The following is a 25579-nucleotide window of genomic DNA, read 5'->3' on the forward strand; positions in this document are numbered from 1 at the left end:
ACATGAGCGACAACAAACTGCCCCCGCGCCCGATGCGCCTGTCCGGCCTCGAGCCCTTCACCATCGACGACGACACGCTGTTCGTCAACGTCGGCGAGCGCACCAACGTGACCGGCTCCAAGGCCTTCGCGCGCATGATCCTGAACGGCCAGTTCGACGAGGCGCTGGCGGTGGCGCGCCAGCAGGTCGAGAACGGCGCGCAGATCATCGACATCAACATGGACGAGGCCATGCTGGATTCGAAGGCCGCGATGGTGCGCTTCCTGAACCTGATCGCGTCCGAGCCCGACATCGCGCGCGTGCCGATCATGCTGGATTCGTCCAAGTGGGAGGTGATCGAGGCCGGCCTGCAGTGCGTGCAGGGCAAGCCGGTGGTCAACTCGATCTCGCTGAAGGAAGGCGAGGAACAGTTCCGCCACCACGCCGAGCTGATCCGCCGCTATGGCGCCGCCACCGTGGTGATGGCCTTCGACGAGCAAGGCCAGGCCGACACCTTCGCGCGCAAGACCGAGATCTGCCAGCGCAGCTACGACATCCTGGTCAATGAAGTCGGCTTCCCGCCGGAAGACATCATCTTCGACCCGAACATCTTCGCGGTCGCGACCGGCATCGAAGAGCACAACAACTACGCGGTGGACTTCATCGAGGCCACGCGCTGGATCAAGCAGAACCTGCCGTACGCCAAGGTCAGCGGCGGTGTCTCGAACGTATCGTTCTCGTTCCGCGGCAACGACACGGTGCGCGAGGCGATCCACACCGTGTTCCTGTACCACGCGATCGGCGCGGGCATGGACATGGGCATCGTCAACGCCGGCCAGCTCGGCGTGTATGACCAGCTCGACCCGGAGCTGCGCGAGCGCGTCGAAGATGTGGTGCTGAACCGCCGCGACGATTCCACCGACCGCCTGCTGGAGATCGCCGACCGTTTCAAGGGCGGCGGCGCGAAGAAGGAAGAGAACCTGGCCTGGCGCGGCACGCCCGAGCAGCCGGTGCCGGTGGCCGAGCGCCTGGCGCACGCGCTGGTGCACGGCATCACCACCTTTATCGTCGAGGACACCGAGGAAGTGCGCCAGCAGGTGCTGGCGCGCGGCGGCCGCCCGATCGAGGTGATCGAAGGCCCGCTGATGGATGGCATGAATATCGTCGGCGACCTGTTCGGCGCCGGCAAGATGTTCCTGCCGCAGGTGGTCAAGAGCGCGCGCGTGATGAAGCAGGCGGTGGCGCACCTGCTGCCCTTTATCGAGGAAGAGAAGCGCCTGCTGGCCGAGGCCGGCGGCGACGTCAAGGCGCGCGGCAAGATCGTGATCGCCACGGTCAAGGGCGACGTGCACGACATCGGCAAGAACATCGTGTCGGTGGTGCTCCAGTGCAATAACTTCGAAGTGGTCAACATGGGCGTGATGGTCCCGTGCAACGAGATTTTGGCGCGCGCCAAGGTCGAGGGCGCGGACATCGTCGGGCTGTCCGGGCTGATCACGCCGTCGCTGGAAGAAATGGCGTACGTGGCGTCGGAAATGCAGCGCGACGACTACTTCCGCGTGAAGAAGATCCCGCTGCTGATCGGCGGCGCCACCACCTCGCGCGTGCATACCGCGGTCAAGATCGCGCCCAACTACGAAGGCCCGGTGGTGTACGTGCCCGATGCCTCGCGCTCGGTCAGCGTGGCGTCGAGCCTGCTGTCCGACGAAGGCGCGGCGAAGTACCTCGACGAGCTGAAGTCTGACTACGAGCGCATCCGCACCCAGCACGCCAACAAGAAGGCCACGCCGATGGTGACGCTGGCGCAGGCGCGCGCCAACAAGACGCCGATCGACTGGAGCACCTACGTTCCGCCCAGGCCCAAGTTCATCGGCCGGCGCGTGTTCCGCAACTACGACCTGGCGGAACTGGCCCACTACATCGACTGGGGCCCGTTCTTCCAGACCTGGGACCTCGCCGGCAAATTCCCCGACATCCTCAACGACGAGATCGTGGGCGAGTCGGCGCGCAAGGTGTTCTCGGACGGCAAGGCGATGCTGTCGCGCCTGATCCAGGGCCGCTGGCTCACCGCCAACGGCGTGATCGCGCTGCTGCCGGCCAACACCGTCAACGACGACGATATCGAGATCTACACCGACGAAAGCCGTACCCAGGTCGCGCTGACCTGGCACAACCTGCGCCAGCAGAGCGAGCGCCCGGTGGTGGATGGCGTGCGCCGCCCCAACCGCTGCCTGGCCGACTTTGTCGCGCCCAAGGACAGCGGCATCGCCGACTACGTCGGCCTGTTCGCCGTGACCGCGGGCCTGGGCGTCGACAAGAAGGAAGCGCAGTTCGAGGCCGACCACGACGACTACAGCGCGATCATGCTCAAGGCGCTGGCCGACCGCCTCGCCGAAGGCTTCGCCGAATGCCTGCACGAGCGCGTGCGCAAGGACCTGTGGGGCTATGACGCCGCCGAGACCCTGAGCAACGACGAGCTGATCGCCGAGAAGTACCGCGGCATTCGTCCCGCGCCCGGCTATCCGGCGTGCCCGGAGCACACCGTCAAGGGACCGATGTTCGAATTCCTCGACGCGGCCGAGATCGGCATGGGCATCACCGAGTCGCTGGCGATGACGCCCGCGGCCTCGGTCAGCGGCTTCTACCTGGCGCATCCCGCGTCGACCTACTTCAGCATCGGCAAGATCGGCCAGGACCAGCTCGACGACATGGCGGCGCGCCGCCACGAAGACCGCGCCGAGCTGGCGCGCGCGCTCGCGCCCAACCTGTAACCGGGTGCGACGCCCGGGCGGCAGCGGCGGCGGCGGTGCCCCGCCGCCAGCCCGTCGATGCGCGTTGATGCGGCAGGAAAAGCGCAGCGGTTGGCCTGCACCGCGCCGCCGGGGTGGTGTGCGGGCCGCCTCACAACTCCTTACAGTGCCTTGCAACTGCTCACAGACCGGCGCAGTGCGGCTCCCTAGACTGAGGGCTCGATACACGCAACCACCGGCGTGATCACCGCGGCGAATGTTTCGCTGCGGGGCATCCTGAAAGGAGTCTGTCCATGAAGAAACTGCTGCTCTCCCTGTCCGCACTGTCGATCGCCGCCGCTTCCTCGCTGGCCATGGCCCAGGGCACCGGCGTTGCCGTTGGCACCAAGGCCGATGTCGGTGCCTCGGTGACCACGCCCTCGCCCGCCGCGGCGGCGCAGGGTGGCCTGAACGCCGTCGGCGGCGCCGCAACCGGTGCCGCGGGCGCGGCCGAGAAGGGTTTGTCGACGGCCGGCGCGGCGACCGACAAGGGCCTGTCGGCAGCGGGCACGGCGGCTGACAAGGGCCTGTCGACCGCGGGCGCGGCAGTCGACAAGGGCGCCGGCACCGCCGCCGACGCCACCGGCTCGGCCAAGGCAGACGCCGGCAGCAAGGCCAAGCATGGCAAGCACGCCGCCAAGTCGGCCAAGAAGTCGAAGGCCGAGGTCGGTGTCGGCGCCAGTGCCGAGGCAGGCGCCAAGGCGCAGTAAGCGCACGGCAAGCAAGCCCCATCGTTTCTTGCAGTACTAGCCTCAGCTTCAACCGGTAACGGCCGCGCCGGGCCCCCTCCAGGGATGTTCCGGGCCTGACGCGCCGCAGCAAAGCGGGACGGATGCTATCCGTCCCGCTTTGCTTTTGGCGCCGGCACAACGCAGCTTTGCCTGCCCTTGCCGCCACGCCGCATTGTCAGCCTGACACCGACAGCCTGCGCACGCGGGCGGCACTACAATGACAACATCGCAAGCGGTTCCGCCTGCACCCGTCGTGCACCGGGCCGAAGTGCCGGTCCGTTAAACCCGTGGAGCCACACATGATCCGCGTCCTGATCGCCGACGACCACGAGATTGTGCGTGCCGGGCTGCGTCAGTTTATTTCCGAAGAACCCGATATTCAGGTGACCGGCGAGGCCGGCAGTGGCGATGAGGTCATGGCGCAGCTGCGCGATGCCGAGTTCGACGTGCTGGTGCTGGACATCTCCATGCCGGACCGCAACGGCATCGACGTCCTCAAGCTGATCCGCCAGCGCAAGCCTGATCTGCCGGTACTGATCTTGTCGACGTACCCGGAAGACCAGTACGCGATCAACCTGATCCGTGCCGGCGCCTCCGGCTACCTAACCAAGGAAAGCGCGCCGGACGACCTGGTCAAGGCGATCCGCACGGTGGCGCAGGGCCGCCGCTACGTCAGCGCCACCGTGGCCGACCTGCTGATCGGCGGCCTCGACAAGCCGACCGAGCAGCCGGTGCACCAGATGCTGTCCGAGCGCGAGTTCCAGATCTTCTGCAAGCTGTCGCGCGGGCAGTCGGTGTCGGTGATCGCCGACGAGCTGTTCCTCAGCGTCAAGACCGTCAGCACCTACCGTTCGCGCATCCTGGAGAAAATGGGCATGAAGACCAACGCCGACCTGACCTACTACGCGATCAAGAACGGCCTGGTGGAATAGCAGTTCAATTGCGGCCCCCGCGGGCCGCCCCGGAAGGGACCGCAATACACAATATGTCGGAGCAGGATTCGAACACTTCCTACCGGGCGCTGAACGTGCTGCTGATTGAAGATTCGGCGGTCCTGCGCGGCATGCTGCTCGAATACCTGAAGGATTTCCCGTTTGTCGAGAACGTCGACTGGGCGGATACCGAAGCGATGGCCCTGCGCCTGCTCGCCGCCGGCAAGTACGACGTCGCCATCGTCGACCTGCAGCTGCGCCAGGGCAACGGCATCAACGTGCTGCGCGCCATGCAGCGCGCCGACAACGGCACGGTGCGCATCGTCTACACCAACCATGCCCAGCTCGAGATGTACCGGCGCCAGTGCGCCGAGGCGGGCGCCGACTACTTTTTCGACAAGTCGCTGGAGCTCGAGCAGGTGTTCCGCGTGATCGAGGAACACGCCGCGCCCTAGCCTGACGGCTTCAGGCGCGTGCCGGCTCCGGGCTTTCGGGTTCTTCGGCCGGCGCCAGCACCGATGCGGTCAACGGCACCTCGATCCGGATCCGCACCCCGGCATCCGGCGACGAATCGATCTGCATGCTGCCGCCGAGCGCGGTGACGCGCTGCTCCATCCCCAGCAGCCCGTGGTGGCCGGCCGTGCTGCCGGCGTCGAAGTCCGGCGGCAGTCCCTTGCCGTCGTCGCGCACGGTCAGCGTGAGCAGCTCGCCCTGGCAGGCCAGCGCGACCTCGACGTGCCTGGCCTCGGAATACTTGCTCGCATTGGTCAGCGATTCCTGCACGATCCGGTACAGCGCGATCGCGGCTTCGTCGCGCAGCGCCGGCAGGTCTTCGGGCACGCTGACGTCGGTTTCCCAGTTGTTGCGCGCGCCCACTTCCTCGACCAGCTGGCACACCGCCGCGCGCAGGCCCAGGTTGAGCAGCACGGTGGGGCGCAGGTCTTCGATCAGGCGGCGCTTGATCTGGATGCCCTGGTCCACGTGCAGCATCACGCGCGTCAGGCGCTCGGCGGCCACCGGATGGTCGGCCTGTACCTTGCGGCGCACCCAGTGCAGGTCCAGCTTGATCGCGGTCAGGATGGCGCCGAGTTCGTCATGCAGCTCGCGCGCGAGCCGGGTCTTCTCGTCTTCGGTCACGCGCTGCAGGTGGGCGGCCAGCGCCGACAGCTGGCGCGTGCGCGCGCGCACCTTGCGGTCCAGCCGCACGCTTTCCTCTTCCAGCTGGGTGCGCACCGCCTCGGCCATCGCCAGCCGCTTGGCGTGGCCGATGCCGACCGCCATCAGCAGGATGATGTTGATGGCGGTGAGCAGGCCGATGCCGTAGCGCGACAGCTGCACGTCGTTCTCGGCGCCCTCGAGCCGGTGCGAGACCGCGCCGGCCTCGCGCGCCTGCAGCTGGTCGAGCCCGCGGCGCGCGTTGTCCATGGTCTGCTTGCCGTAGTCGGTGCGGATCAGGTCAAGCGCCACTTCCAGGTCGCGCTTGCCGTACACCAGCGTCAGCGCCATTTCGTTGAGCTTGCTGTTGACCAGCTTGGAGGTATCGCCGAACTGCTTCAGGCCTTCGGGGTCATTGGCGTAGCCGGCGCGGATCTGCGCCGTCAGCTCGGCGATGCGCGGCAGCGCCTTGTAGTACGGTTCCAGGTAGCTTTCCTTGCCGGTCAGCAGGAAGCCGCGCTGCCCGGCCTCGGCATTGACCAGCTCGCCGTTGAGCGCGGCCAGCTCGGTCTGCAGGCGCTGCGAGCGGATCACGTCGGTATAGCTTTCGCGCAGGCGGATATTGCCGGTTTCCGATGCCACCAGCACCGCCAGCGTCAGCAGGATGCCGCCCGCGAGCAACAGCGTGTGAGGGAGAAATGACTGCTTGAACATGGGGCTATTCCTATCGTGAAGGCGCGCTCGCCCGCCGCGGCGCCAAGGGAGCGCCCATGGAATCACATCGACCGCCATGGGTCAACCCGGCGCCCGGCATCCGGGAGCGTTTCCGCGCCAGCACGGCAGTTCGGCGGGCGCCCTGCGCGGGCCCGCGTGGCGCGCGGCGCGCGTTGTAGGACTCGGCTGACAGCGGAATCGGCTGCCGGTCGGTATTGGCACGAAGCGTGGCTTTCTACGATGAGGCTATGAGCTTGCACCCCGTGGCGCAAGCCCTCACATGGGCCCAGCCAGTGCGCCTGGCCTGGTCCGAAATCTTCGGGAGCCTAGCCATGCTGCAATATGCACTCGTATTTTTCGTCATCGCCCTGATCGCCGCGATCTTCGGCTTCGGCGGCATTGCCGCCGGTGCCGTGGAAATCGCCAAGATCCTGTTCTTCATCTTCCTGGTCGTGGCGCTGGTTGCCGCGGTGATGGGCCTCGTGCGCAGGGGACGATGAACCCGGCGCAAGCCGGCGTAACCCCCGGAACGACCGACCCTGAGGAGAACATATGCTGACGCAGAACCCCAAAGTCCGGAAGGAACTGAACCACCTGTCCGACAGTGCCGACAGTGCGATCCGCCATATCAAGCATGCCGCACGCGATACGCGCGAGGCAGCGGCGCCGGTGTCCAGCGAAGTCAAGTCGCTGATCTCGCAGCTCGAGCACACCATCCAGGTGCTGGCGCGCGAGGGCTCTGCCGAGAGCCTGCAGGCCGGCCATCGCCTGCGCGAACGCGCCAGCGAGATGGCGCACCGGCTGCGCGCCCAGACCGCCGATGGCGTGATGCGTGCCCGCGAGCGCGTCGATGGCGCGGTGGTGCAGGCCCAGCACCGCGTGGCCGAATCCCCGCTGAAGGCGGTGGCGATCGCCGCAGCCGTCGGCGCGGTGATCGGGCTGCTGCTGGCCAACGGCCGGCACCATGCCGATGAGGAATAACCGCGCGGATTAGCTGACAACTACTGCGGAGACCCCCTGGTTCCCTCCAGGCGGGTCCCGCGGGAATTCCCCCCTTTCCGGAACCCTCGTCCGGAAGCCCGGCTGCCAGTTGTGGTGCCGGGTGTTTTTTTGTCCGCCAGCGGTGAACTGGCGGGTGGCGCTCAGCGCCGTGCGGCCCGCCGGCCTTGCTCAGACTCCCCAGAGCACATTGGCGCCTTCGCGCTGCGAGGCGCGCAGCATGTCGAGGAACGGGTAGGCGCGTTGTCCCAGGTGCAGCGGCTCTTCCTCTTCCTCGTCGGCATCGGAACGGGCCTCGACCGCGGTGTCGGCCGGATGGCCGCGGCGCGCATCGGCCACGGCGGCTTCGAGCCGGTGGATCGCGTGCGGCAGTTCTTCGACGGTGATCACCCCCCGTTCCCCGAGATGCTTGCCGATGATGCCCAGGAGCGTCACGGCCAGATCCTTCATCATGATCAGGTCCTGCGCGGCGTGGGATTTGAAGGTGATCAGCATGATGGTTTTTCCTTTCACGGAGAACGGTGGGCGGCGTCCCCGGGGCGGGAGGCCACGCCGGTTCGGGCACGGTCTGGTGCGGCCGCCGGACCGGATTGTGGTCCGTGGCCGTCCTTGCGCATGATGTCAGCATAGCACCTGATAAAATTGCGCGTTCCCGATTCCCATGCCTGTCACGCGGCGCGGCGTTGATTCGCCGTCACTTGCCGTATTCCGGGCCCGGCGCGGCCCGCAAGGCACCGCGCCCGAATACCAGCCCACAGGGCTTCCGACATCCATGCTGCCTGTTCAGACCTCCAATCTCGCCGCCGCGTTCACCGATGCCGTGCGCGCGCTCGCCCCGGCCGATGCCACCCTGCCCGCCGTCACCTTCGAGCGGCCCAAGGCGGCCGCCCACGGCGACCTTGCCTGCAATGTCGCCATGCAGGTTGCGCGCGCGCTCAAGAGCAATCCGCGCGAGCTGGCGCAGCGCATCGTCGCCGCGGTGCAGGCCGATGCCCGCGCGCAGGGCCTGGTCGCGGCCATGGAGATCGCCGGCCCCGGCTTCATCAACCTGCGCCTGACGCCGGCCGCCAAGGCCGACGTGCTGCGCGCGGTGCTGGCCGAGGCCGACCACTACGGCGCGCGCGAGCGCGGCGTGCATGGCCAGGTGCTGGTGGAATTCGTCTCGGCCAACCCGACCGGTCCGCTGCATGTCGGCCACGGCCGCCAGGCGGCGCTGGGCGATGCGCTCGCCAACCTGCTGTCGTGGCAGGGCTGGCACGTGCACCGCGAGTTCTACTACAACGACGCCGGCGTGCAGATCCAGACCCTGGCGCTGTCGGTGCAGGCGCGCGCGCGCGGCCTGAAGCCGGGCGATGCCAACTGGCCCGAGGCCGCCTACAACGGCGACTACATCGCCGACATCGCCGCCGACTTCCTCGCCGGCAAGACCGTCAGCGCCTCGGACGGCGAGCCGGTGACCGCGTCGGGCAACGTCGAGGACATCGACTCGATCCGCAAGTTCGCCGTGACCTACCTGCGCAACGAGCAGGACATCGACCTGCAGGCCTTCGGGGTCAGGTTCGACCGCTATTACCTGGAGTCGTCGCTGTACAGCGACGGCCGCGTCGACGCCGCGGTGCAGTCGCTGGTCGCCAAGGGCAAGACCTACGAGAGCGAGGGCGCGCTGTGGCTGCGCACCACCGACGACGGCGACGACAAGGACCGCGTGATGAAGAAGAGCGACGGCACCTATACCTACTTCGTGCCGGACGTCGCCTACCACACCACCAAGTGGGAGCGCGGCTTCACCAAGGTCATCAACGTGCAGGGCAGCGACCACCACGGCACCATCGCACGCGTGCGCGCCGGCCTGCAGGGCCTGGACCTCGGCATCCCGCAGGGCTACCCCGACTACGTGCTGCACAAGATGGTCACCGTGATGAAGAACGGCGAGGAGGTCAAGATATCCAAGCGCGCCGGCTCCTATGTCACCGTGCGCGACCTGATCGAATGGTCCAACGGCGGCGATGAAACCATCCGCGGCTGCCTGGACGCCGGCGTCGCCGACTGGCCCGCGCACTTCGCCCGCGGCCGCGACGCGGTGCGCTTCTTCCTGCTGTCGCGCAAGGCCGATACCGAGTTCGTGTTCGATGTCGACCTGGCGCTCAAGCAGAACGACGAGAACCCGGTGTACTACGTCCAGTACGCCCACGCCCGCATCTGCTCGATCTTCGAGTCGTGGGGCGGCGCGGACTGGGAAGCGCGCCTGGCCGAGCTGGCCGGCGCCGACCTGTCCGCCGTGACCGGGCCCGAAGCCAGCGCCCAGGCGCTGGCGCTGGGACAGCGCCTGGCCGAGTTCCCGGACATGCTGTCGGCTGCCGCGGCCGAACTGGCGCCGCATGCGGTGGCCTTCTACCTGCGCGACCTGGCCGGCGACTTCCACGCCTTCTACAACGCCGACCGCGTGCTGGTCGACGACGACGCCGTCAAGCGCGCCCGCCTGGCGCTGCTGGCCGCCACGCGCCAGGTGCTGCGCAACGGCCTGGCGGTGATCGGCGTGTCCGCCCCGCGCCGCATGTAAGCAGGCGTGCGGCGCCCGCCCGCGCGCGACGCACGGGGCCGTCCGGCCCCGGGGACGATGCCAGTGCTGCCGTTGGCGGCGCTGGCCCTATAATCCCGGCATCACCGAAGAGGACTTCATGCAACAGCAACGCAAGCGCGAGTCGCGCAATGTCCGCCGCAGCCAGCAGCGCGGCGGTACGTTCCTGGGCCTGGTGCTCGGGCTGATCGTCGGGCTGGCCATCGCCGTGGTGGTCGCCCTGTACATCACCAAGTCGCCGACGCCGTTCCAGCAGAAGCACGCCCCCCGGCCGAGCGAGCCGGGCAACGTCACCAGCCAGCTGCCGGCCCCGGCCCAGCGCGCCGACGACGGCCCGAGCGACCCCAACAAGCCGCTGTGGAGCAAGACCCCGGCCAAGCCGGTGGGCCCGGCGCCGGAGCCGGAGCCCCGGCAGAACGGCCAGCCGCCGGTGGCGACGACCCGGCCGGCGGACAAGCCGCTGGACAAGCCGGTGGACAAGCCCGTCGAAAAACCGGCTGACAAGCCGCTCGCCAGCAAGCCGGCCGAGAAGCCGGTGTCCGACCCGATCGCCGAGATCGCCCAGGCCGACGCGCACAAGGTGGGCTACCTGCTGCAGGTGGGCGCGTTCCGCTCGTCGGACGACGCCGACCGCCAGAAGGCCAACCTGGCGATGCAGGGCTTCGAGGCCCGCATCACCGAGCGCGATGTCAACGGCGTCAAGATGTACCGGGTGCGCCTGGGGCCGTTCAACCGCATCGAAGACATGAACAAGGCACGCGACCGGCTGCAGTCGTCCGGTTTCGAGGCCTCGGTGATCCGCTTTACCAAGCAGTAGGGCGGCACCGTTTAATCCACGGTAACCGCCGCAACACCGCCGCAACAGGTTCCCGCCAGGCGCGGCCGCTGCCGCGCTGAACCGGGCGCCGCCGCCGCTGTCATACGCTCATCGTCCAAACCGCAAGGCCGTTCTGAAATGAAAAAACTCGCCGCACTGTTCGCCATGTTTGCCGCCGTGGGCGGCCTGCTGATGTCCGCCCCGTCCCAGGCGGCACCCACCGAGGGCAAGGAGTACCAGGTCCTGAAGACGCCGCAGCCGGTCGCTGCGGGCAAGATCGAGGTGACCGAGTTCTTCTGGTATGGCTGTCCGCACTGCTACGAATTCGAGCCCGACCTGGAAGCCTGGGTCAAGAAGCAGGGCGGCAATGTGGTGTTCAAGCGCGTGCCGGTCGCCTTCCGCGACGACCTGCTGCCGCACACCAAGATCTTCTACGCGCTGGAAGCCATCGGCAAGCTCGACGCCATGCACAACAAGGTCTTCAGCGCCATCCACGTGGACCGCAAGCGCCTGACCGACACCAACGAAATCGCCGACTTCATGGCCAAGAACGGCGTCGACCGCAAGGCCTTCCTGGATGCGTACAACTCGTTCACGGTGACCACCAACTCGCAGCGCGCCAACAAGATCGCCGACGCCTACAAGATCGACGGCGTGCCGACCGTGGTGGTGCAGGGCAAGTACGTGACCTCGCCGTCGATCGCCGGCAACAAGCAGGCCGCGGTGCAGACCATGGATTATCTGGTGGAGCAGATCAAGGCGAAGAAGCTTTGATGGGCTGAGGGTTTGCTCCCCTCTCCCGCTTGCGGGAGAGGGGCAGGAGGTGAGGGCAGGCGCTGGCATACCGCAAGCGCGGACTACGTGGTGGCGCCCGGCCCTCACCCCAACCCTCTCCCGCAAGCGGGAGAGGGAGTACCCAGGCAGGGACGTCAAGACCTGTAGCAGGGCAAACGGCTGGTATCCTTTACCAGCCGTTTTTTATTTCCGACCGTACTCCAGCCCTCATGCGCCCCCTCAAAGTCTTCCTCACCGGTGCCTCCAGCGGCCTGGGTCAGGCGCTCGCGCGCGAATACGCGGCGCAGGGTGCCATCCTGGGCCTGGTGGCGCGTCGCGAGGACGCGCTGCGCGAGTTTGTGGCCACCTTGCCCAACCCCGGCGCGGTGCGCGTCTATGGCGCCGACGTGCGCGATGCCGACGCGATGGCGCGCGCGGCGCAAGACTTTGTCGGCCATTTCGGCTGCCCGGACGTGGTGATCGCCAATGCCGGGGTCTCGGTCGGCACCGTCGCCAGCGAACGCGAGGACCTGGACGCCTTCCGCCAGGTCATGGACACCAACTGGTTTGGCGTGCTGACCACCTTCCAGCCATTCATGCATGCGATGCAGGCGCGCGAGCTTGGGGCTTTCGGCCGGCGCGGCACGCTGGTGGGCATTGCCAGCGTGGCCGGCGTGCGCGGGCTGCCGGGCGCAGGAGCCTACAGCGCGTCCAAGTCGGCGGTGATCAAGCTGCTGGAAAGCCTGCGGCTGGAGCAGCGCCGGCATGGCATCCGCGTGGTCACGATCGCGCCGGGCTATATCCGCACGCCGATGACCGCGCACAACCCCTACCGCATGCCGTTCCTGACCGATGCCGACGTGTTCGCGCGCAAGGCCGTGCGCGTGATCGCCGCGGGCCGGCGCTTCCGCGTGATCCCGTGGCCGATGGGCGTGGTGGCGGCGCTGCTGCACGTAATGCCGCGCTGGCTGTACGACGCGCTCGCCGCGGGCGCGCCGCGCAAGCCGCGCCGTGCCGGACCAGCGCAGGAGCCCTGAGATGTGGCGCGACGCCATCGGCCAGCAGCATGCCGCCGCCACCGGCGTGGTGCGGATTGCCTCGCTGGTGCCGTCGGTGACCGAGTTGCTGTTCGCGCTCGGGCTGGCGCGGCAGATGGTGGCGCGCACCGGCTTCTGCATCCACCCGGAACCGGCCGTGCGCGCCGTGCCCAAGGTGGGCGGCACCAAGGACGTCAATGTGGCGCGGCTGCGCGCGCTGGCGCCTACGCATGTGGTGGTCAATATCGACGAGAACCGGCGCGAGACCGTGGACGAGATCCGCGCCTTCGTGCCCAACGTGATTGTCACCCATCCGTGCGCGCCGGAAGACAACCTCGGGCTGTACCGGCTGCTGGGCGGCATCTTCGGCTGCCATGCCGAAGCCGAGTCGCTGTGCGCGGCGCTGCAGGCGCAGCTCGATGCGATCCGCGTGCGGCCGTGGCCGGCGCGCCGCGTGCTGTATGCGATCTGGCAGGACCCGTGGATGACGGTGTCGCGCGACACCTATATCAGCCGCATGCTGGCATTGGCCAACTGGCAAACCTGGCCCGAGGGCAGCGCCGCCTTGCAGGCTTGCGCGGGCGGCGACTGCAGCCGCCCCAACGCGCCCGGCGAGCGCTATCCCACCTTCCGCTGGAGCGATGCGCTGGTGCGCGAGCTCGACCTGGTGCTGCTGTCGACCGAGCCCTACCGCTTCACCGAAGACCACGCCGATGCGCTCGAGCGCCAGCTCGGCAAGCCGGTGCTGCTGGTCGACGGCGAGATGCTGTCCTGGTACGGCAGCCGCGCCGTCGACGGGGTGCGCTACCTGGCGGCGCTGGCGGCCGCCAACTAAGCCAGTCAGGCGGCGCGGAAGCGGATCACGCCGTCGTCGCCGGTTTCCCGCACCAGCTCGCCGCGGTGCCACAGGCAGTGCAGGTGCGCGAGCGACTCGCCCATGGCGAAGGTCATCTGGTGGATGTCGAACTGGCGCTTGAAGATCACGCTGACGATGTCGTGCGCGCTGCACGGCTTGGCGCGGCACGCTTCCAGCGTTTCGGCGAGGCGGTCGGCATGGTGCTCGCGCAGCTGCATGATGCGGGTATGCAGGTTGCGGAACGGCCGGCCGTGCGACGGCAGGATCAGCACGTCCTGCGGCAGCGGCTCGTACTTGCCGAGCGAATCCAGGTAGAGCTGCAGCGAATTGCCCTCGGGCTCCATGTCGAACACGCTGACATTGGTCGAGATGCGCGGCAGCACCATGTCGCCGGAGATCAGCACGTTGGTGGCGGCGTTATACAGCGCGACGTGTTCGGGCGAATGGCCGAAGCCGGTGATTACGCGCCAGTCCGCGCGCGCGGCGTCGGTGCCGATGCGCACCGTGTCGCCCTCCATCAGGCGGCGGTACTGCGCCGGCAGGGCCGGCACCAGCGACGGGTAGTAGGTCTTGCGCGCGCGCAGCTTCTCCTGGCTGTCGGCATCGGTCAGCCCGTGCAGCGCGAAGTGCGCGGCGGCGGCGTCGCCGCCCGCGCTGGAGCCGGCCCCGGTGCCGCTGCCCATCACGCGCGCGCTCATGTAGTCGCCAAGGCTCATCCACAGCCGCACGCCGAAGCGCTGGCACAGCCAGTGCGCCAGGCCGACATGGTCGGGGTGGCTGTGGGTGCAGAGCACGCGCACCACCGGCAGGCCTTCCAGCTCATTGGCGAAGACCGTTTCCCAGTGGCCCTTGATGGTGTCGTTGGTGATGCCGCAGTCGATGATGGTCCAGCCGTCGCGTCCGTCCAGGTGGTCGCGCAGCAGCCACAGGTTGATATGGTCGAGCGCGAACGGCAGCGGCATGCGCAGCCAGTAGACGCCGGGGGCGACTTCCTGTTTGGCGCCGGGCGCGGGCATGGTCTCGCCGAACGGGTATTGGAGCTGGTGTTCGAGTGCGTTCATGAGGGGTCTCTTGGTCGAAGCCTGGCGGCGGGGCGCGGGCTTTCTCGTTCTGCCGGCACGTCCCGATCATGCGCGAGGGGCGTGCAAGCACCGGTTGCCAGCCGATCTGGTTGACGCTAACGTAAACGTCAACCATACGGGTTCGTTTCCATCTTAAGCGAAAACTTGACTTCGCAACGAACGACCGTTCACTTTCTTTGGGCAGGCCATGTCAGCGACGCCAGCGGCGGCTTCCGCCACCTACACCATTACCGATCTCGCGCGTGAGTTCGACGTCACGCCGCGCGCCATCCGCTTCTACGAGGACCAGGGCCTGCTGTCGCCGGAGCGCGCCGGGCCCGGCGGGCGCAAGCGCGTCTACAACGGCCGCGAGCGGACCCGGCTGAAGCTGACGCTGCGCGGTAAAAGGTTGGGGCTTACTCTCAACGAGATCCGCGAGATCCTTGACCTTTACGAGTCGCCGCGCGATACCGCCCCGCAACTGGACCGGTTCCTGGCCGCGCTGGCGGCACACCGGCGCACGCTGGAGCGCCAGATGGAAGACCTGCAGGCGCAACTGGCCGAGATCGACCAGCATGAGCGCCAGTGCCGGGCGCTGCTGGCGGCGCAGGGCGGCGCGCCGGTGGATGTGCGCGGCGACGAGGCGCCGGACCACACCCATGCTGCCTGAGCGCCGCTTGGCCGCGCCTCCGTACGATCCGGGATTGACGTTTACGTAAACGTCAATAGAATAACCGGACAGCGCGCGTGGCCGTGCGCCGTCCGTCCCACCAGGCCCTCTACCGGAACCCTGTCATGACCGCCTCCAACGCCAGTGCCGTGCCCGCCGAACCGGAACCGCTGTCCGCCGCGCGTGCCGACGCCATTGCCACCAGCTTCTCGCGCCAGGGCCTGATGCGCACCTTCGGCGCTTCGCTGGCGCGCGTGCAGCGCGGCGAGGTGGAGCTGGCGATGCCGTGGTCCGATGGCGTGACCCAGCAGCACGGCTTCTTCCACGGCGGCGTGGTCGGCGCGCTGGCCGACAGCGCCTGCGGCTATGCCGCGCTGACGCTGGTCGGCGAAGACGAGGCGGGGCTGACCGCCGAATACAAGATCAACCTGCTGTCCCCCGCCCAGGGCGAACGCCTGGTGGCGGTGGGGCGGGTGCTCAAGCCCGGGCGCACGCTGATCGTGGCGCAGGGCGATGTCTATGTCGAGCAGGACGGCCGCCGCAAGCCGGTGGCGACCATGCTGATGACGCTGTGCGTGGTCAAAACGCTGGGCCACGTCTGAACCGATCGATCCGGCAACCCCGGACCCCCCGACACACCGATTCCAAACAGGAGACCATCATGACCGAACTGCCAGGCCTGAAATTCGATCTGGGCGAAGACATCGAGATGCTGCGCGGCGCCGTGCGCGACTGGGCCCAGGCCGAGCTGGCCCCGCGCGCGGCCGAGATCGACCGCACCGACCAGTTCCCGATGGACGCGTGGAAGCAGATGGGCGACCTCGGCGTGCTCGGCATCACCGTGGCCGAGGAATACGGCGGCGCCAACATGGGCTACCTGGCCCACATGATCGCGATGGAGGAAATCAGCCGCGCCTCGGCGTCGGTCGGCCTGTCCTACGGCGCGCACTCCAACCTGTGCGTGAACCAGATCCACCGCAACGGCACGGCCGCGCAGAAGGCCAAATACCTGCCCAAGCTGGTGTCGGGCGAATGGATCGGCGCGCTGGCGATGAGCGAGCCCAACGCCGGCTCCGACGTGGTCAGCATGAAGCTGCGCGCGCAACTGAAGGGCGACCGCTACGTGCTCAACGGCACCAAGATGTGGATCACCAACGGCCCCGACTGCGACGTGCTGGTGGTCTACGCCAAGACCGAGCCGGAACTGGGCGCGCGCGGCATGACCGCGTTTATCGTCGAGAAGGGCATGAAGGGCTTCTCGGTGGCGCAGAAGCTGGACAAGCTGGGCATGCGCGGCTCGCACACCGGCGAGCTGGTGTTCCAGGACGTGGAAGTGCCGGTGGAGAACATCCTTGGCGCCGAGAACGGCGGCGCCAAGGTGCTGATGAGCGGGCTGGACTATGAGCGCGCGGTGCTGTCCGGCGGACCGGTCGGCATCATGCAGGCCTGCATGGACGTGGTCACCCCGTATATCCACGACCGCAAGCAGTTCGGCCAGAGCATCGGCGAATTCCAGCTGATCCAGGGCAAGGTGGCCGACATGTACACCACGCTGCAGGCGGCGCGCAGCTACCTTTACACGGTCGGCAAGAACCTGGACGCGCTGGGCAGCGACCACGTGCGCCAGGTGCGCAAGGACTGCGCCGCGGTGATCCTGTACACCGCCGAGAAGGCCACCTGGATGGCGGGAGAAACCGTGCAGATCCTGGGCGGCAACGGATATATCAACGAATACCCCGCCGGGCGCCTGTGGCGCGACGCCAAGCTGTACGAGATCGGCGCCGGCACCTCGGAGATCCGCCGCATGCTGATCGGCCGCGAGCTGTTCGCGGAAACCATGTAAGCGGCAGCCCGGCGACCAGGCGGGGCGCCGAAATCACCCGGAGCCCCCGCCCGAACCCATTACAATCTCACTACCTGTCGCAAGACCTTCACGCAGTCGCCCCCCGTCGACCCATGTCCCACTTCCCCAAACTGCTCTCCTCGCAGATTGCCTACGATGTGGCGAGAACGATGCTCGACGGGTTCGACAAGCACTACCGCCTGTTCCGCGAGGTCAGCCACCAGGCCAAGCTGAAGTTCGAAGCCGGCGACTGGCACGGGCTGCAGCAGATCCAGCGCGACCGCATCGCGTTCTACAACGAGCGCGTGCGCGAATCCAGCGTGATCCTGGAAGACGAGTACGACGCCGAGAACATCGAGGACGAGATCTGGCAGCAGATCAAGCTGCACTACATCGGCCTCCTGACCAACCACCACCAGCCCGAGCTGGCCGAGACCTTCTTCAACTCGGTCTGCACGCGCATCCTGCACCGCTCGTACTTCAACAACGATTTCATCTTCGTGCGCCCGGCGATCTCGACCGAATACATCGAGAACGAGGAATCGCCCACGCGCCCGACCTTCCGCGCCTACTACCCGGGCAGCCGCGAGGGCATGGCCGCGTGCTTCGAGCGCATCGTGCACAACTTCCAGCTCGAGCGCCCGTTCGAGGACCTGCAGCGCGACATCGGCTACGTGGTGCGCGCCGTCGGCGAGCATTTCGGCGACCTGCGCATCGCGCCGAACTTCCAGATCCACACGCTGTCGTCGCTGTTCTTCCGCAACAAGGCCGCCTTCATCATCGGCCGCATCCTCAACGGCGACCGCACCTTCCCGCTGGCGATCCCGATCCTGCACGGGCCGTCGGGCAAGCTGGTGCTCGACACCGTGCTGCTGAAGAAGGAACAGCTGCTGATCCTGTTCTCGTTCACGCACAGCTACTTCATGGTCGACATGGAGATCCCGTCGGCCTACGTGACCTTCCTGCGCGACATCATGCCGCGCAAGCCGCGCGCGGAAATCTATACCTCGCTGGGTTTGCAGAAGCAGGGCAAGAACCTGTTCTACCGCGACTTCCTGCACCACCTGCAGCATTCGTCGGACAAGTTCATCGTCGCGCCCGGCATCCGCGGGCTGGTGATGCTGGTGTTCACGCTGCCGTCGTACCCGTACGTGTTCAAGGTGATCCGGGATTTTTTCCCGGCGCCCAAGGACACCACGCGCGAACTGGTCAAGTCGAAGTACCAGCTGGTCAAGCAGCACGACCGCGTCGGCCGCATGGCCGATACGCTGGAATACTCCGACGTGGCCTTCCCGCTGTCGCGCTTCGACGATGCGCTGGTGCGCGAGTTCGAGCAGCATGCCCCGTCGATGATCGAATACCAGCGCGCCAAGGATGGCGGCGAAGAGATCGTGGTGCGCCACGTCTATATCGAGCGCCGCATGACGCCGCTGAACATCTACCTGCAGGAGGGTTCCGACGAGCAGGTGGAGCACGGCGTGCTCGAGTACGGCAACGCGATCAAGGAGCTGATCGCCGCGAACATCTTCCCGGGCGACATGCTGTACAAGAACTTCGGCGTCACGCGCCACGGCCGCGTGGTGTTCTACGACTACGACGAGATCGAGTACCTGACCGACTGCAACATCCGCCACGTGCCGCAGCCGCGCAACGAGGAAGAGGAGATGTCGGGCGAGGTCTGGTACACCGTGCGTCCGCACGACATCTTTCCCGAGACCTTCCGCACCTTCCTGCTGGGCGATCCGCGCGTACGCGCGGCGTTCCTGCGGCACCATGCGGATTTTTTTGACCCTGCCATGTGGCAGAGCCATAAGGACCGGCTGCTGGCCGGACATGTCCATGACTTTTTTGCCTATCACCCTACCGAGCGATTCATCAACCGCTACGGCGCTGCCGCCGGGCTGCCTGCTGCCCACTCTGCAAGGAGAGTCGCATGAATGACGCCATCGCCCAGCTGTTCCGCAACAACCGCGACTGGGTCGACCGCGTCAACGCGGAAGACCCCGCTTTCTTCACCCGCCTGGCCAACCAGCAGGCGCCGGAGTACCTGTGGATCGGCTGCTCCGATTCGCGCGTGCCGGCCAACCAGATCCTCGGACTGGCCCCGGGCGAGGTCTTCGTCCACCGCAACATCGCCAACGTGATCGCGCACAGCGACCTGAACGCGCTGTCGGTGATCCAGTTCGCTGTGGAAGTGCTCAAGGTGCGCCATATCACCGTGGTGGGCCACTACGGCTGCGGCGGCGTCAAGGTCGCGCTCAAGCGCGAGCGCATCGGCCTGGCCGACAACTGGCTGCGCCATGTGCGCGACGTGGCCGACAAGCATGACGCCTACCTCGGCACCATCCTGCGCGAGGAAGACGCCCATACCCGGCTGTGCGAGCTCAACGTGATCGAGCAGGTCAACAACGTCTGCCAGACCACCGTGATCCAGGACGCCTGGGCCCGCGGCCAGGCCATCACCGTGCACGGCTGGATCTACGGCGTGTCCGACGGCCTGCTGCGCGACCTCGGCATGGCCGCCAGCAACAACGACGAGCTGCACGAGCAGCTGGCCGCGGCCTACCGCCAGTACGGCGAACCGCCGCAGGCGTCGATCCGCTGAGATCGCGCACAACCGACACCACGCACGCACACCTACCGATCCAGGAGACCCGACATGGAAGAGATCGTCATCGTTTCAGCCGCCCGCACGCCGATGGCTGCGTTCCAGGGCGAATTCGCCAGCGTCACCGCGCCGCAGCTGGGCGCGGCGGCCATCCGCGCCGCGGTCGAGCGCGCCGGGCTCAAGCCCGAGCAGGTGGAAGAAGTGGTGTTCGGCTGCGTGCTGCCCGCCGGCCAGGGCCAGGCGCCGGCGCGCCAGGCCGCGCTCGGCGCGGGCCTGCCGCTGGCCGTGGGCTGCACCACCGTCAACAAGATGTGCGGCTCGGGCATGCGCGCGGCGATGACCGTCTATGACGGCCTGGTCGCGGGCTCGTTCGACATTGCCGTCGCCGGCGGCATGGAGAGCATGACCAACGCGCCGTACCTGATCCCCAAGGGCCGCGGCGGCTACCGCATCGGCCACGGCATGATCTACGACCACATGATGCTCGACGGCCTGGAAGACGCCTATGACAAGGGCCGCGCCATGGGCACCTTCGGCGAGGACTGCGCCGCCAAGTACGGCTTCACGCGCCAGCAGCAGGACGAGTTCGCGATGGAAAGCGTGCGCCGCGCGCAGCAGGCCACCGAGAACGGCGACTTCCGCTGGGAGATCGCGCCGGTGACGGTGTCGGGCAAGGGCGGCGACACGGTGATCGACACCGACGAGGGCCCGCGCCGCATCAAGCTCGACAAGATCCCCTCGCTCAAGCCCGCCTTTGCCAAGGACGGCACCATCACCGCCGCCTCGTCGTCGTCGATCAACGACGGCGCCGCGGCGCTGGTGATGATGCGTGCTTCCACGGCGAAGAAGCTGGGCCTGCAGCCGATCGCCCGCATGCTGGGCCACACCACGCATGCGCAGGCGCCGGGCTGGTTCACCACCGCACCGGTCGAGGCCATCGCCAAGCTGTACCGCAAGCTCGACTGGACCACCGACAGCGTCGACCTGTTCGAGATCAACGAGGCCTTTGCCGTGGTGCCGATGGCGGCGATGCACGACCTCAAGATCCCGCGCGACAAGGTCAATATCCACGGCGGCGCCTGCGCGCTGGGCCACCCGATCGGCGCCTCGGGCGCGCGCATCATGACCACGCTGATCGGCGCGCTGCGCAAGACCGGCGGCAAGCGCGGGGTGGCGAGCTTGTGCATTGGTGGCGGGGAAGCGACGGCAGTGGGGATCGAGCTCCTGTAAGCCTTTCTCTCCCGCTTGTGTTCTCCCCTCTCCCGCTCGCGGGAGAGGGGCCGGGGGTGAGGGCCAGCGCGTGCCAGGCACAACACGTTTCACTTCGTGGCAACGCCCGCCCTCACCCCAACCCTCTCCCGCAAGCGGGAGAGGGAGCAAGACCGCGGCATTTTGCAGAATCCGTGGCCAGCCGTGCGCTATGCGGCGGGCCCGTCTTGAAAGGAGGCCCAACCTTGCCAACCGCCCTTATCCTCGGTGCCTCGCGCGGCATCGGCCTTGAATTCGTGCGCCAGTACCGTGCCGACGGCTGGCGCGTCATCGCGGCGGCGCGCACGCCCGAAGGCGTGGGCGCGCTGCAGGCGCTGGGCGCCGAGGCGCACCAGGCCGACCTCTCCGATGCCGGCGCGGTGGCGGGCCTGGGCTGGAAGCTCGACGGCGAGGCGCTCGACGTGGCGGTCTACAACGCCGGCGTGATGGGGCCGCGCACCGAAGGCGCGCAGCCGGTCACGCCGCCGGAGTTCGACCGCGTCATGCATGTCAACGTGCTGGGGCCGATGATGGCGCTGCCGTTGCTGCTGCCCTATGTCGAGGCCGGGCAGTCCGGCCACGGCGGCGTGCTGGCGGTGCTGTCCTCGCGCATGGGCAGCATCGGCGCGATGGAGCACAGCACCAGCTGGCTGTACCGCGTCAGCAAGGCCGGCGCCAACGCGGCGCTGCGCGCGGTGTCGCTGGATGCGCGCCATGCCACCTGCGTCGCGCTGCACCCGGGCTGGGTCAAGACCGACATGGGCGGGCAGGAAGCCGACCTGACCGTGCAGCAGAGCGTCAAGGGCATGCGCCAGGTGCTGGCCAGCGTCAAGCGGCGCGACAACGGCACCTTCCACAACTACGACGGCACGCCCATCCCCTGGTAAGGGCGCCCGCATACCTCATCACCGGACCGACATGCTGCTGACCCCCGAACAGGAAATGATCCGCGACGCCGTGCGCCAGTTCGCGCAGGAAGTGATCGCGCCGCAGGCCGCGCAGTGGGACCGCGACAAGACCTTCCCCAAGGACGTGCACCGCGAGCTGGCGGCGCTGGGCGCCTACGGCGTGGCGGTGCCCGAGCAGTATGGCGGCGCCGGGCTCGACTACCTGTCGCTGGCGCTGATCCTGGAAGAGATCGCGGCGGGCGACGGCGGCACCTCCACCGTCATCAGCGTCAACAACTGCCCGGTGTGCAGCATGCTGATGTCGTTCGCCAGCGAGGCGCAGAAGCAGCAGTGGCTGGTGCCGCTGGCGCGCGGCGAGATGCTGGGCGCGTTCTGCCTGACCGAGCCGCACGTCGGCTCCGATGCCTCGGCGCTGCGCACCACCGCCGTCCGTGACGGCGACCACTACGTGCTCAACGGCGTCAAGCAGTTCATCACCAGCGGCCAGAACGCCGACGTGGCGATCGTGCTGGCGGTGACCGACAAGGCCGCCGGCAAGCGCGGCATCAGCGCCTTCATCGTGCCGACGTCTACCCCGGGCTACGTGGTGGCGCGGCTGGAAGACAAGCTCGGCCAGCATTCGTCGGACACCGCGCAGATCCTGTTCGAGGACTGCCGCGTGCCGGCGGCCAACCTGCTGGGCGAAGAGGGCGGCGGCTACAAGATGGCGCTGTCGGGGCTGGAGGGCGGGCGCATCGGCATTGCCTCGCAGAGCATCGGCATGGCGCGCGCCGCGTTCGAGGCGGCGCTGGCGTATGCCAGGGAACGCGAGAGTTTCGGCCAGCCGCTGTTCCAGCACCAGGCGGTGCAGTTCCGGCTGGCCGAGATGGCCACGCGCATCGACGTGGCGCGCCAGATGGTCTGGCACGCCGCCGCGCTGCGCGATGCCGGCCGCCCGTGCCTGAAGGAGGCGGCGATGGCCAAGCTGTTTGCCAGCGAGATGGCGGAACGGGTGTGCTCGGATGCGATCCAGGTGTTCGGCGGCTACGGCTACGTCAGCGACTTCCCGGTCGAGCGCATCTACCGCGACGTGCGCGTGTGCCAGATCTACGAGGGCACCAGCGACATCCAGAAGATCCTGATCGCGCGCGCGCTGGCCTAGCGCCGGCATTTGCGCGTACGATGAGCGGGCGAGGCGCGTGCGCAGCGCCCGCGCCACGCTTCCCGCAACCGGACCTGCAACCCCAAGAATAGGGCCCACGACATGACCGCAGCGATCGACTTCTACTTTGATTTCTCTTCGCCGTACGGCTACTTCGCCAGCACCCGTATCGACGACCTGGCGCAGAAGTACGGGCGCAACGTCGCCTGGCATCCGATCCTGCTGGGCGTGGTGTTCAAGACCACCGGCGCCTCGCCGCTGCCGCAGCTGCCGCTCAAGGGCGACTACAGCTGGCGCGATTTCGAGCGCACCGCGCGCTTCCACGGCATCGAATACCAGCGCCCCACGCATTTCCCGCTGCCGACCACGCATGCAGCGCGCGCCATGCTGTGGCTGCAGAACCATCACGGCGACGACCTCGCCGCGGCCTTCGCCCGCTCGGTGTACCGCGCGCTGTTCGTCGATGACATCAATATCGCCGAGCCGGCCGAGATCATGAAGCTGGCCGAGCCGCTGGGCGTCGACGTGCAGGCGCTCGATGCCGGCGCCACCAGCTACCAGATCAAGGACCAGCTCAAGGCCGAGATCGAGGTGGCGATGGCCAAGGGCGTGTTCGGCTCGCCCTTCGTCATCGTCGACGGCGAGCCGTTCTGGGGCTTCGACCGCTTCGACCAGATCGAGGCCCACCTGAAGAGCCGCCGCCAGACCGAGCTGCGGGCCGTGCCCAACCCCGATACCAAGGAAAAGAAACCCGCATGACTGCAGTCAACCGTGGCCATTCCGGCCGATTCGATTGCGTGATCTTCGACTGCGACGGCGTGCTCGTCGACAGCGAGCCCATCGTCAACCGCGTGCTCAACCAGATGCTGAACGAGCTCGGCATCGAGATCTCGCTGGAAGACTCCACGCGCCTGTTCCTGGGCCGCGCGGTGCGCGAGGAGCTGGGCATGATCGAACGCATGCGCGGCGCGCCGCTGCCCGAGAACTGGCTGTCGACCTGGCTGGCGCGCCGCAATGCGGTGCTGGAAGAAGAAGTCGCGGCGGTCGCGCATGTGCGCGAGGCCATCCGCGCGGTCGCCGCCACCGGCATGCCGGTGTGCGTGGCCTCGGGCGCGGACCGCGTCAAGGTCAAGCTGCAGCTGACCAAGACCGGGCTGGTCGAGCTGTTCCAGCAGGATGAGCGCGAGCATATCTTCTCGGCCACCGAGGTCGCGCGCAGCAAGCCGGCCCCTGACGTCTACCTGCTGGCCGCGCGCACCATGGGCGTCGAGCCCGCGCGCTGCGCCGTGGTGGAAGACAGCCCGACCGGCGTGACCGCGGGCGTGGCGGCCGGCATGACGGTGTTCGGCTACGCCGCGCGCAACGATGCCGCGCAGCTGCGTGAGGCCGGCGCGCGCACCATCTTCACCGATATGCGCGAGCTGCCGGAGCTGGTGGGATGACGGGCGCAAAGGTGGCGAAGGCGGCGAAGGGCGCGAAGGCGTCGCAGCGCCTGCCCAAGGCCGGGCCGGTGCCGTGCCCGTGCGGCAGCGCCGACTACGCCGCCTGCTGCGGCCGCTTCCACCGCGGCGAGGCGCTGCCACCGAACGCCGAGGCGCTGATGCGCTCGCGCTACAGCGCCTACGTGCTGAACGACATCGACTGGCTGCGCCAGACCTGGCATGCGTCCACCTGCCCGGCCGACCTGGTGCCTGACACCGCGACGCGCTGGCTCGGGCTGACCGTCAAGGCGCATGCGCAGCAGGACGACACGCATGCCGAAGTGGAATTCGTGGCGCGCTACAAGGTGGGCGGGCGCGCCTGGCGGCTGCATGAGCGCAGCCGCTTTGTCTGCGAGGCGCGCGCACCGGGCGAGGCGCCGCAGTGGCTTTATGTGGACGGCGACATTATCGGGGAGACACCATGAGCATCGACGAGCAAAAAGAGCCCGAGTACCTGCTGTATTGCTTTGCCCAGTCCGGCAACGCCTACAAGGTGGCGCAGCTGCTGGAAACCGTCGGCGTGCAGCGCGGCCAGCAGCTGTGGCGCGCGCGCTTTGTCGATTTCTTCAACGGCGAGACCCGCACCCCCGAATATCGCGCCATCAACGTGATGGGCGAGGTGCCGGTGCTGGAGTTCGGCGGCCAGCGCCTGTCGCAGTCCGGCACCATCCTCGAGACGCTGGCCGCGCGCCTGGATGCGTTCGGCGCGCGCAACGAGGCCGAGCGCGCCGAGGTGCTGCGCTGGCTGCTGTTCGACAACCACAAGTTCACCTCGTACACCGCCACCTACCGCTTCATGCGCAACTTCGCCAGGTCGCCCGACCCGGCCGTGCTGGAGTTCTTCCGCGCGCGCTGCGAGGGCGCCTGGAGCGTGCTCGACGCGCACCTGGCGGGGCGCGATTTCGTGCTGGGCGAGCGCACCACCATCGCCGACTTCTCGCTGGCGGGCTACGTCTTCTTCGACGATGAAATCGGCGTGCACTGGCGCAAGGCGTATCCGCATATCCACGCTTGGATGGAGCGCATCCGAGCGTTGCCGGGCTGGAAGCATCCCTACGACCTGATGCCCGGGCATCCGCTGCCGAAGGCAGCCGGCTGAGCCCTGCCGCTGCGGCACGGCATCGGGCGCTACCTATCGCTATCTGCCAGCAAGAGACTCCGAGATGCCCACGCTCGAAAGCAAACTCAACGCCCGCTCCGAATCCTTCAAGGCCAATGCCGAGGCGATGCAGGCCCTGGTGGCCGACCTGAAGGCGAA

At 67.9% G+C, this 25579-nt stretch carries 26 protein-coding genes; 23 read left to right on the forward strand and 3 right to left on the reverse strand.

All coding sequences use genetic code 11. From position 1 onward, the window contains the following. Positions 1-2 precede the first annotated feature (2 nt). From metH to CBM2594_RS01825, 4 genes are all read left to right on the forward strand, one after another. Positions 3-2750, forward strand: coding sequence for a methionine synthase (gene metH, locus CBM2594_RS01810; RefSeq protein ID WP_116355344.1), 2748 nt, complete (start codon positions 3-5; stop codon positions 2748-2750). A gap of 272 nt (positions 2751-3022) precedes the next feature. Further along, the gene (locus CBM2594_RS01815) at positions 3023-3478 is read left to right on the forward strand and encodes a hypothetical protein (RefSeq protein ID WP_116355345.1); all 456 of its coding nucleotides are present in this window, start codon (positions 3023-3025) and stop codon (positions 3476-3478) included. A 320-nt stretch (positions 3479-3798) separates the two neighbouring features. Beyond that, positions 3799-4431, forward strand: coding sequence for a response regulator (locus CBM2594_RS01820; protein ID WP_018006648.1), 633 nt, complete (start codon positions 3799-3801; stop codon positions 4429-4431). Positions 4432-4484: 53 nt separating this feature from the next. Further along, positions 4485-4886 carry a response regulator gene (locus CBM2594_RS01825; protein WP_116355346.1) on the forward strand — a complete coding sequence of 134 codons (402 nt, stop codon included), beginning with the start codon at positions 4485-4487 and terminating at the stop codon, positions 4884-4886. A gap of 10 nt (positions 4887-4896) precedes the next feature. On the opposite strand, the gene CBM2594_RS01830 is transcribed toward CBM2594_RS01825, so the two are convergent. Next, a complete protein-coding gene (locus CBM2594_RS01830; protein WP_116355347.1) occupies positions 4897-6300 on the reverse strand; it encodes a sensor histidine kinase in 1404 nt (467 codons plus the stop codon). A gap of 332 nt (positions 6301-6632) precedes the next feature. On the opposite strand from CBM2594_RS01830, the gene CBM2594_RS01835 reads away from it, so the two are divergent. Continuing rightward, positions 6633-6800: a DUF1328 domain-containing protein gene (locus CBM2594_RS01835; RefSeq protein WP_010812883.1), complete on the forward strand. Its 168-nt coding sequence runs from the start codon at positions 6633-6635 to the stop codon at positions 6798-6800. A gap of 52 nt (positions 6801-6852) precedes the next feature. After that, positions 6853-7281 (forward strand): DUF883 family protein, encoded by a 429-nt coding sequence (locus tag CBM2594_RS01840; RefSeq protein WP_116355348.1) that lies wholly within the window; start codon positions 6853-6855, stop codon positions 7279-7281. A 189-nt stretch (positions 7282-7470) separates the two neighbouring features. Here CBM2594_RS01840 and CBM2594_RS01845 read toward each other — a convergent pair whose 3' ends face one another. Next, positions 7471-7794, reverse strand: coding sequence for a DUF1840 domain-containing protein (locus CBM2594_RS01845; RefSeq protein WP_116355349.1), 324 nt, complete (start codon positions 7792-7794; stop codon positions 7471-7473). A gap of 277 nt (positions 7795-8071) precedes the next feature. Here CBM2594_RS01845 and argS point away from each other — a divergent pair, with 277 nt between their 5' ends. The 5 genes from argS to CBM2594_RS01870 all read left to right on the forward strand — a co-directional run bounded on the left by argS (position 8072) and on the right by CBM2594_RS01870 (position 13340). Next, positions 8072-9859 carry an arginine--tRNA ligase gene (argS, locus tag CBM2594_RS01850; RefSeq protein WP_116355350.1) on the forward strand — a complete coding sequence of 596 codons (1788 nt, stop codon included), beginning with the start codon at positions 8072-8074 and terminating at the stop codon, positions 9857-9859. A gap of 118 nt (positions 9860-9977) precedes the next feature. Beyond that, on the forward strand, positions 9978-10694 hold the full coding sequence (locus CBM2594_RS01855) for an SPOR domain-containing protein (protein WP_116355351.1): 717 nt from the start codon (positions 9978-9980) through the stop codon (positions 10692-10694). A 138-nt stretch (positions 10695-10832) separates the two neighbouring features. Next, a complete protein-coding gene (locus CBM2594_RS01860) occupies positions 10833-11468 on the forward strand; it encodes a thiol:disulfide interchange protein DsbA/DsbL (RefSeq protein ID WP_116355352.1) in 636 nt (211 codons plus the stop codon). Between the two features lie 230 nt (positions 11469-11698). Beyond that, positions 11699-12505 (forward strand): SDR family oxidoreductase, encoded by an 807-nt coding sequence (locus CBM2594_RS01865; protein WP_116355353.1) that lies wholly within the window; start codon positions 11699-11701, stop codon positions 12503-12505. Between the two features lies 1 nt (position 12506). Continuing rightward, complete coding sequence (locus tag CBM2594_RS01870) at positions 12507-13340, forward strand: helical backbone metal receptor (protein ID WP_116355354.1); 834 nt, start codon at positions 12507-12509, stop codon at positions 13338-13340. A gap of 5 nt (positions 13341-13345) precedes the next feature. Here the strand turns inward: CBM2594_RS01870 and CBM2594_RS01875 are convergent, their stop codons facing one another. After that, positions 13346-14422, reverse strand: a complete 1077-nt coding sequence (locus tag CBM2594_RS01875) for an MBL fold metallo-hydrolase (protein ID WP_116355355.1) — start codon at positions 14420-14422, stop codon at positions 13346-13348. A gap of 208 nt (positions 14423-14630) precedes the next feature. Between CBM2594_RS01875 and CBM2594_RS01880 the strand changes: the two genes are divergently transcribed. The 12 genes from CBM2594_RS01880 (at position 14631) to CBM2594_RS01935 (ending at position 25420) form a co-directional block, all read left to right on the forward strand. After that, positions 14631-15092, forward strand: a complete 462-nt coding sequence (locus CBM2594_RS01880) for a MerR family transcriptional regulator (protein WP_116355356.1) — start codon at positions 14631-14633, stop codon at positions 15090-15092. A gap of 125 nt (positions 15093-15217) precedes the next feature. Next, positions 15218-15694 (forward strand): PaaI family thioesterase, encoded by a 477-nt coding sequence (locus CBM2594_RS01885; protein WP_116355357.1) that lies wholly within the window; start codon positions 15218-15220, stop codon positions 15692-15694. Between the two features lie 59 nt (positions 15695-15753). Continuing rightward, positions 15754-16935: an isovaleryl-CoA dehydrogenase gene (locus tag CBM2594_RS01890; RefSeq protein WP_116355358.1), complete on the forward strand. Its 1182-nt coding sequence runs from the start codon at positions 15754-15756 to the stop codon at positions 16933-16935. Between the two features lie 113 nt (positions 16936-17048). Further along, a complete protein-coding gene (gene aceK / locus CBM2594_RS01895) occupies positions 17049-18872 on the forward strand; it encodes a bifunctional isocitrate dehydrogenase kinase/phosphatase (RefSeq protein ID WP_116355359.1) in 1824 nt (607 codons plus the stop codon). Further along, entirely contained in the window at positions 18869-19540 is a 672-nt protein-coding gene (can, locus tag CBM2594_RS01900) for a carbonate dehydratase (protein ID WP_116355360.1), read from the forward strand. The genes aceK and can overlap by 4 nt, the downstream gene beginning before the upstream one ends. Before the next feature lie 54 nt (positions 19541-19594). Continuing rightward, positions 19595-20773, forward strand: coding sequence for an acetyl-CoA C-acetyltransferase (locus CBM2594_RS01905; protein WP_116355361.1), 1179 nt, complete (start codon positions 19595-19597; stop codon positions 20771-20773). Between the two features lie 224 nt (positions 20774-20997). Continuing rightward, positions 20998-21678 (forward strand): SDR family oxidoreductase, encoded by a 681-nt coding sequence (locus tag CBM2594_RS01910; RefSeq protein WP_116355362.1) that lies wholly within the window; start codon positions 20998-21000, stop codon positions 21676-21678. A gap of 31 nt (positions 21679-21709) precedes the next feature. Beyond that, a complete protein-coding gene (locus tag CBM2594_RS01915) occupies positions 21710-22840 on the forward strand; it encodes an acyl-CoA dehydrogenase family protein (protein ID WP_116355363.1) in 1131 nt (376 codons plus the stop codon). A 102-nt stretch (positions 22841-22942) separates the two neighbouring features. Continuing rightward, entirely contained in the window at positions 22943-23599 is a 657-nt protein-coding gene (locus CBM2594_RS01920) for a 2-hydroxychromene-2-carboxylate isomerase (protein ID WP_116355364.1), read from the forward strand. Then, positions 23596-24282, forward strand: a complete 687-nt coding sequence (locus CBM2594_RS01925) for an HAD family hydrolase (protein WP_116355365.1) — start codon at positions 23596-23598, stop codon at positions 24280-24282. Before CBM2594_RS01920 ends, CBM2594_RS01925 begins: the two co-directional genes overlap by 4 nt. Then, on the forward strand, positions 24279-24746 hold the full coding sequence (locus CBM2594_RS01930; protein WP_116355366.1) for a YchJ family protein: 468 nt from the start codon (positions 24279-24281) through the stop codon (positions 24744-24746). Before CBM2594_RS01925 ends, CBM2594_RS01930 begins: the two co-directional genes overlap by 4 nt. Continuing rightward, positions 24743-25420, forward strand: a complete 678-nt coding sequence (locus CBM2594_RS01935) for a glutathione S-transferase family protein (protein ID WP_116355367.1) — start codon at positions 24743-24745, stop codon at positions 25418-25420. Before CBM2594_RS01930 ends, CBM2594_RS01935 begins: the two co-directional genes overlap by 4 nt. Positions 25421-25579 lie beyond the last annotated feature (159 nt).

The organism is Cupriavidus taiwanensis (genome assembly GCF_900249755.1).
Lineage (GTDB): Bacteria > Pseudomonadota > Gammaproteobacteria > Burkholderiales > Burkholderiaceae > Cupriavidus > Cupriavidus taiwanensis_D.

Coding starts and splice junctions, on each gene's coding strand:
- metH (WP_116355344.1), top strand. CDS start 3: ATGAGCGACAACAAACTGCCCCCGCGCCCGATGCGCCTGTCCGGCCTC.
- CBM2594_RS01815 (WP_116355345.1), top strand. CDS start 3,023: ATGAAGAAACTGCTGCTCTCCCTGTCCGCACTGTCGATCGCCGCCGCT.
- CBM2594_RS01820 (WP_018006648.1), top strand. CDS start 3,799: ATGATCCGCGTCCTGATCGCCGACGACCACGAGATTGTGCGTGCCGGG.
- CBM2594_RS01825 (WP_116355346.1), top strand. CDS start 4,485: ATGTCGGAGCAGGATTCGAACACTTCCTACCGGGCGCTGAACGTGCTG.
- CBM2594_RS01830 (WP_116355347.1), bottom strand. CDS start 6,300: ATGTTCAAGCAGTCATTTCTCCCTCACACGCTGTTGCTCGCGGGCGGC.
- CBM2594_RS01835 (WP_010812883.1), top strand. CDS start 6,633: ATGCTGCAATATGCACTCGTATTTTTCGTCATCGCCCTGATCGCCGCG.
- CBM2594_RS01840 (WP_116355348.1), top strand. CDS start 6,853: ATGCTGACGCAGAACCCCAAAGTCCGGAAGGAACTGAACCACCTGTCC.
- CBM2594_RS01845 (WP_116355349.1), bottom strand. CDS start 7,794: ATGCTGATCACCTTCAAATCCCACGCCGCGCAGGACCTGATCATGATG.
- argS (WP_116355350.1), top strand. CDS start 8,072: ATGCTGCCTGTTCAGACCTCCAATCTCGCCGCCGCGTTCACCGATGCC.
- CBM2594_RS01855 (WP_116355351.1), top strand. CDS start 9,978: ATGCAACAGCAACGCAAGCGCGAGTCGCGCAATGTCCGCCGCAGCCAG.
- CBM2594_RS01860 (WP_116355352.1), top strand. CDS start 10,833: ATGAAAAAACTCGCCGCACTGTTCGCCATGTTTGCCGCCGTGGGCGGC.
- CBM2594_RS01865 (WP_116355353.1), top strand. CDS start 11,699: ATGCGCCCCCTCAAAGTCTTCCTCACCGGTGCCTCCAGCGGCCTGGGT.
- CBM2594_RS01870 (WP_116355354.1), top strand. CDS start 12,507: ATGTGGCGCGACGCCATCGGCCAGCAGCATGCCGCCGCCACCGGCGTG.
- CBM2594_RS01875 (WP_116355355.1), bottom strand. CDS start 14,422: ATGAACGCACTCGAACACCAGCTCCAATACCCGTTCGGCGAGACCATG.
- CBM2594_RS01880 (WP_116355356.1), top strand. CDS start 14,631: ATGTCAGCGACGCCAGCGGCGGCTTCCGCCACCTACACCATTACCGAT.
- CBM2594_RS01885 (WP_116355357.1), top strand. CDS start 15,218: ATGACCGCCTCCAACGCCAGTGCCGTGCCCGCCGAACCGGAACCGCTG.
- CBM2594_RS01890 (WP_116355358.1), top strand. CDS start 15,754: ATGACCGAACTGCCAGGCCTGAAATTCGATCTGGGCGAAGACATCGAG.
- aceK (WP_116355359.1), top strand. CDS start 17,049: ATGTCCCACTTCCCCAAACTGCTCTCCTCGCAGATTGCCTACGATGTG.
- can (WP_116355360.1), top strand. CDS start 18,869: ATGAATGACGCCATCGCCCAGCTGTTCCGCAACAACCGCGACTGGGTC.
- CBM2594_RS01905 (WP_116355361.1), top strand. CDS start 19,595: ATGGAAGAGATCGTCATCGTTTCAGCCGCCCGCACGCCGATGGCTGCG.
- CBM2594_RS01915 (WP_116355363.1), top strand. CDS start 21,710: ATGCTGCTGACCCCCGAACAGGAAATGATCCGCGACGCCGTGCGCCAG.
- CBM2594_RS01920 (WP_116355364.1), top strand. CDS start 22,943: ATGACCGCAGCGATCGACTTCTACTTTGATTTCTCTTCGCCGTACGGC.
- CBM2594_RS01925 (WP_116355365.1), top strand. CDS start 23,596: ATGACTGCAGTCAACCGTGGCCATTCCGGCCGATTCGATTGCGTGATC.
- CBM2594_RS01930 (WP_116355366.1), top strand. CDS start 24,279: ATGACGGGCGCAAAGGTGGCGAAGGCGGCGAAGGGCGCGAAGGCGTCG.
- CBM2594_RS01935 (WP_116355367.1), top strand. CDS start 24,743: ATGAGCATCGACGAGCAAAAAGAGCCCGAGTACCTGCTGTATTGCTTT.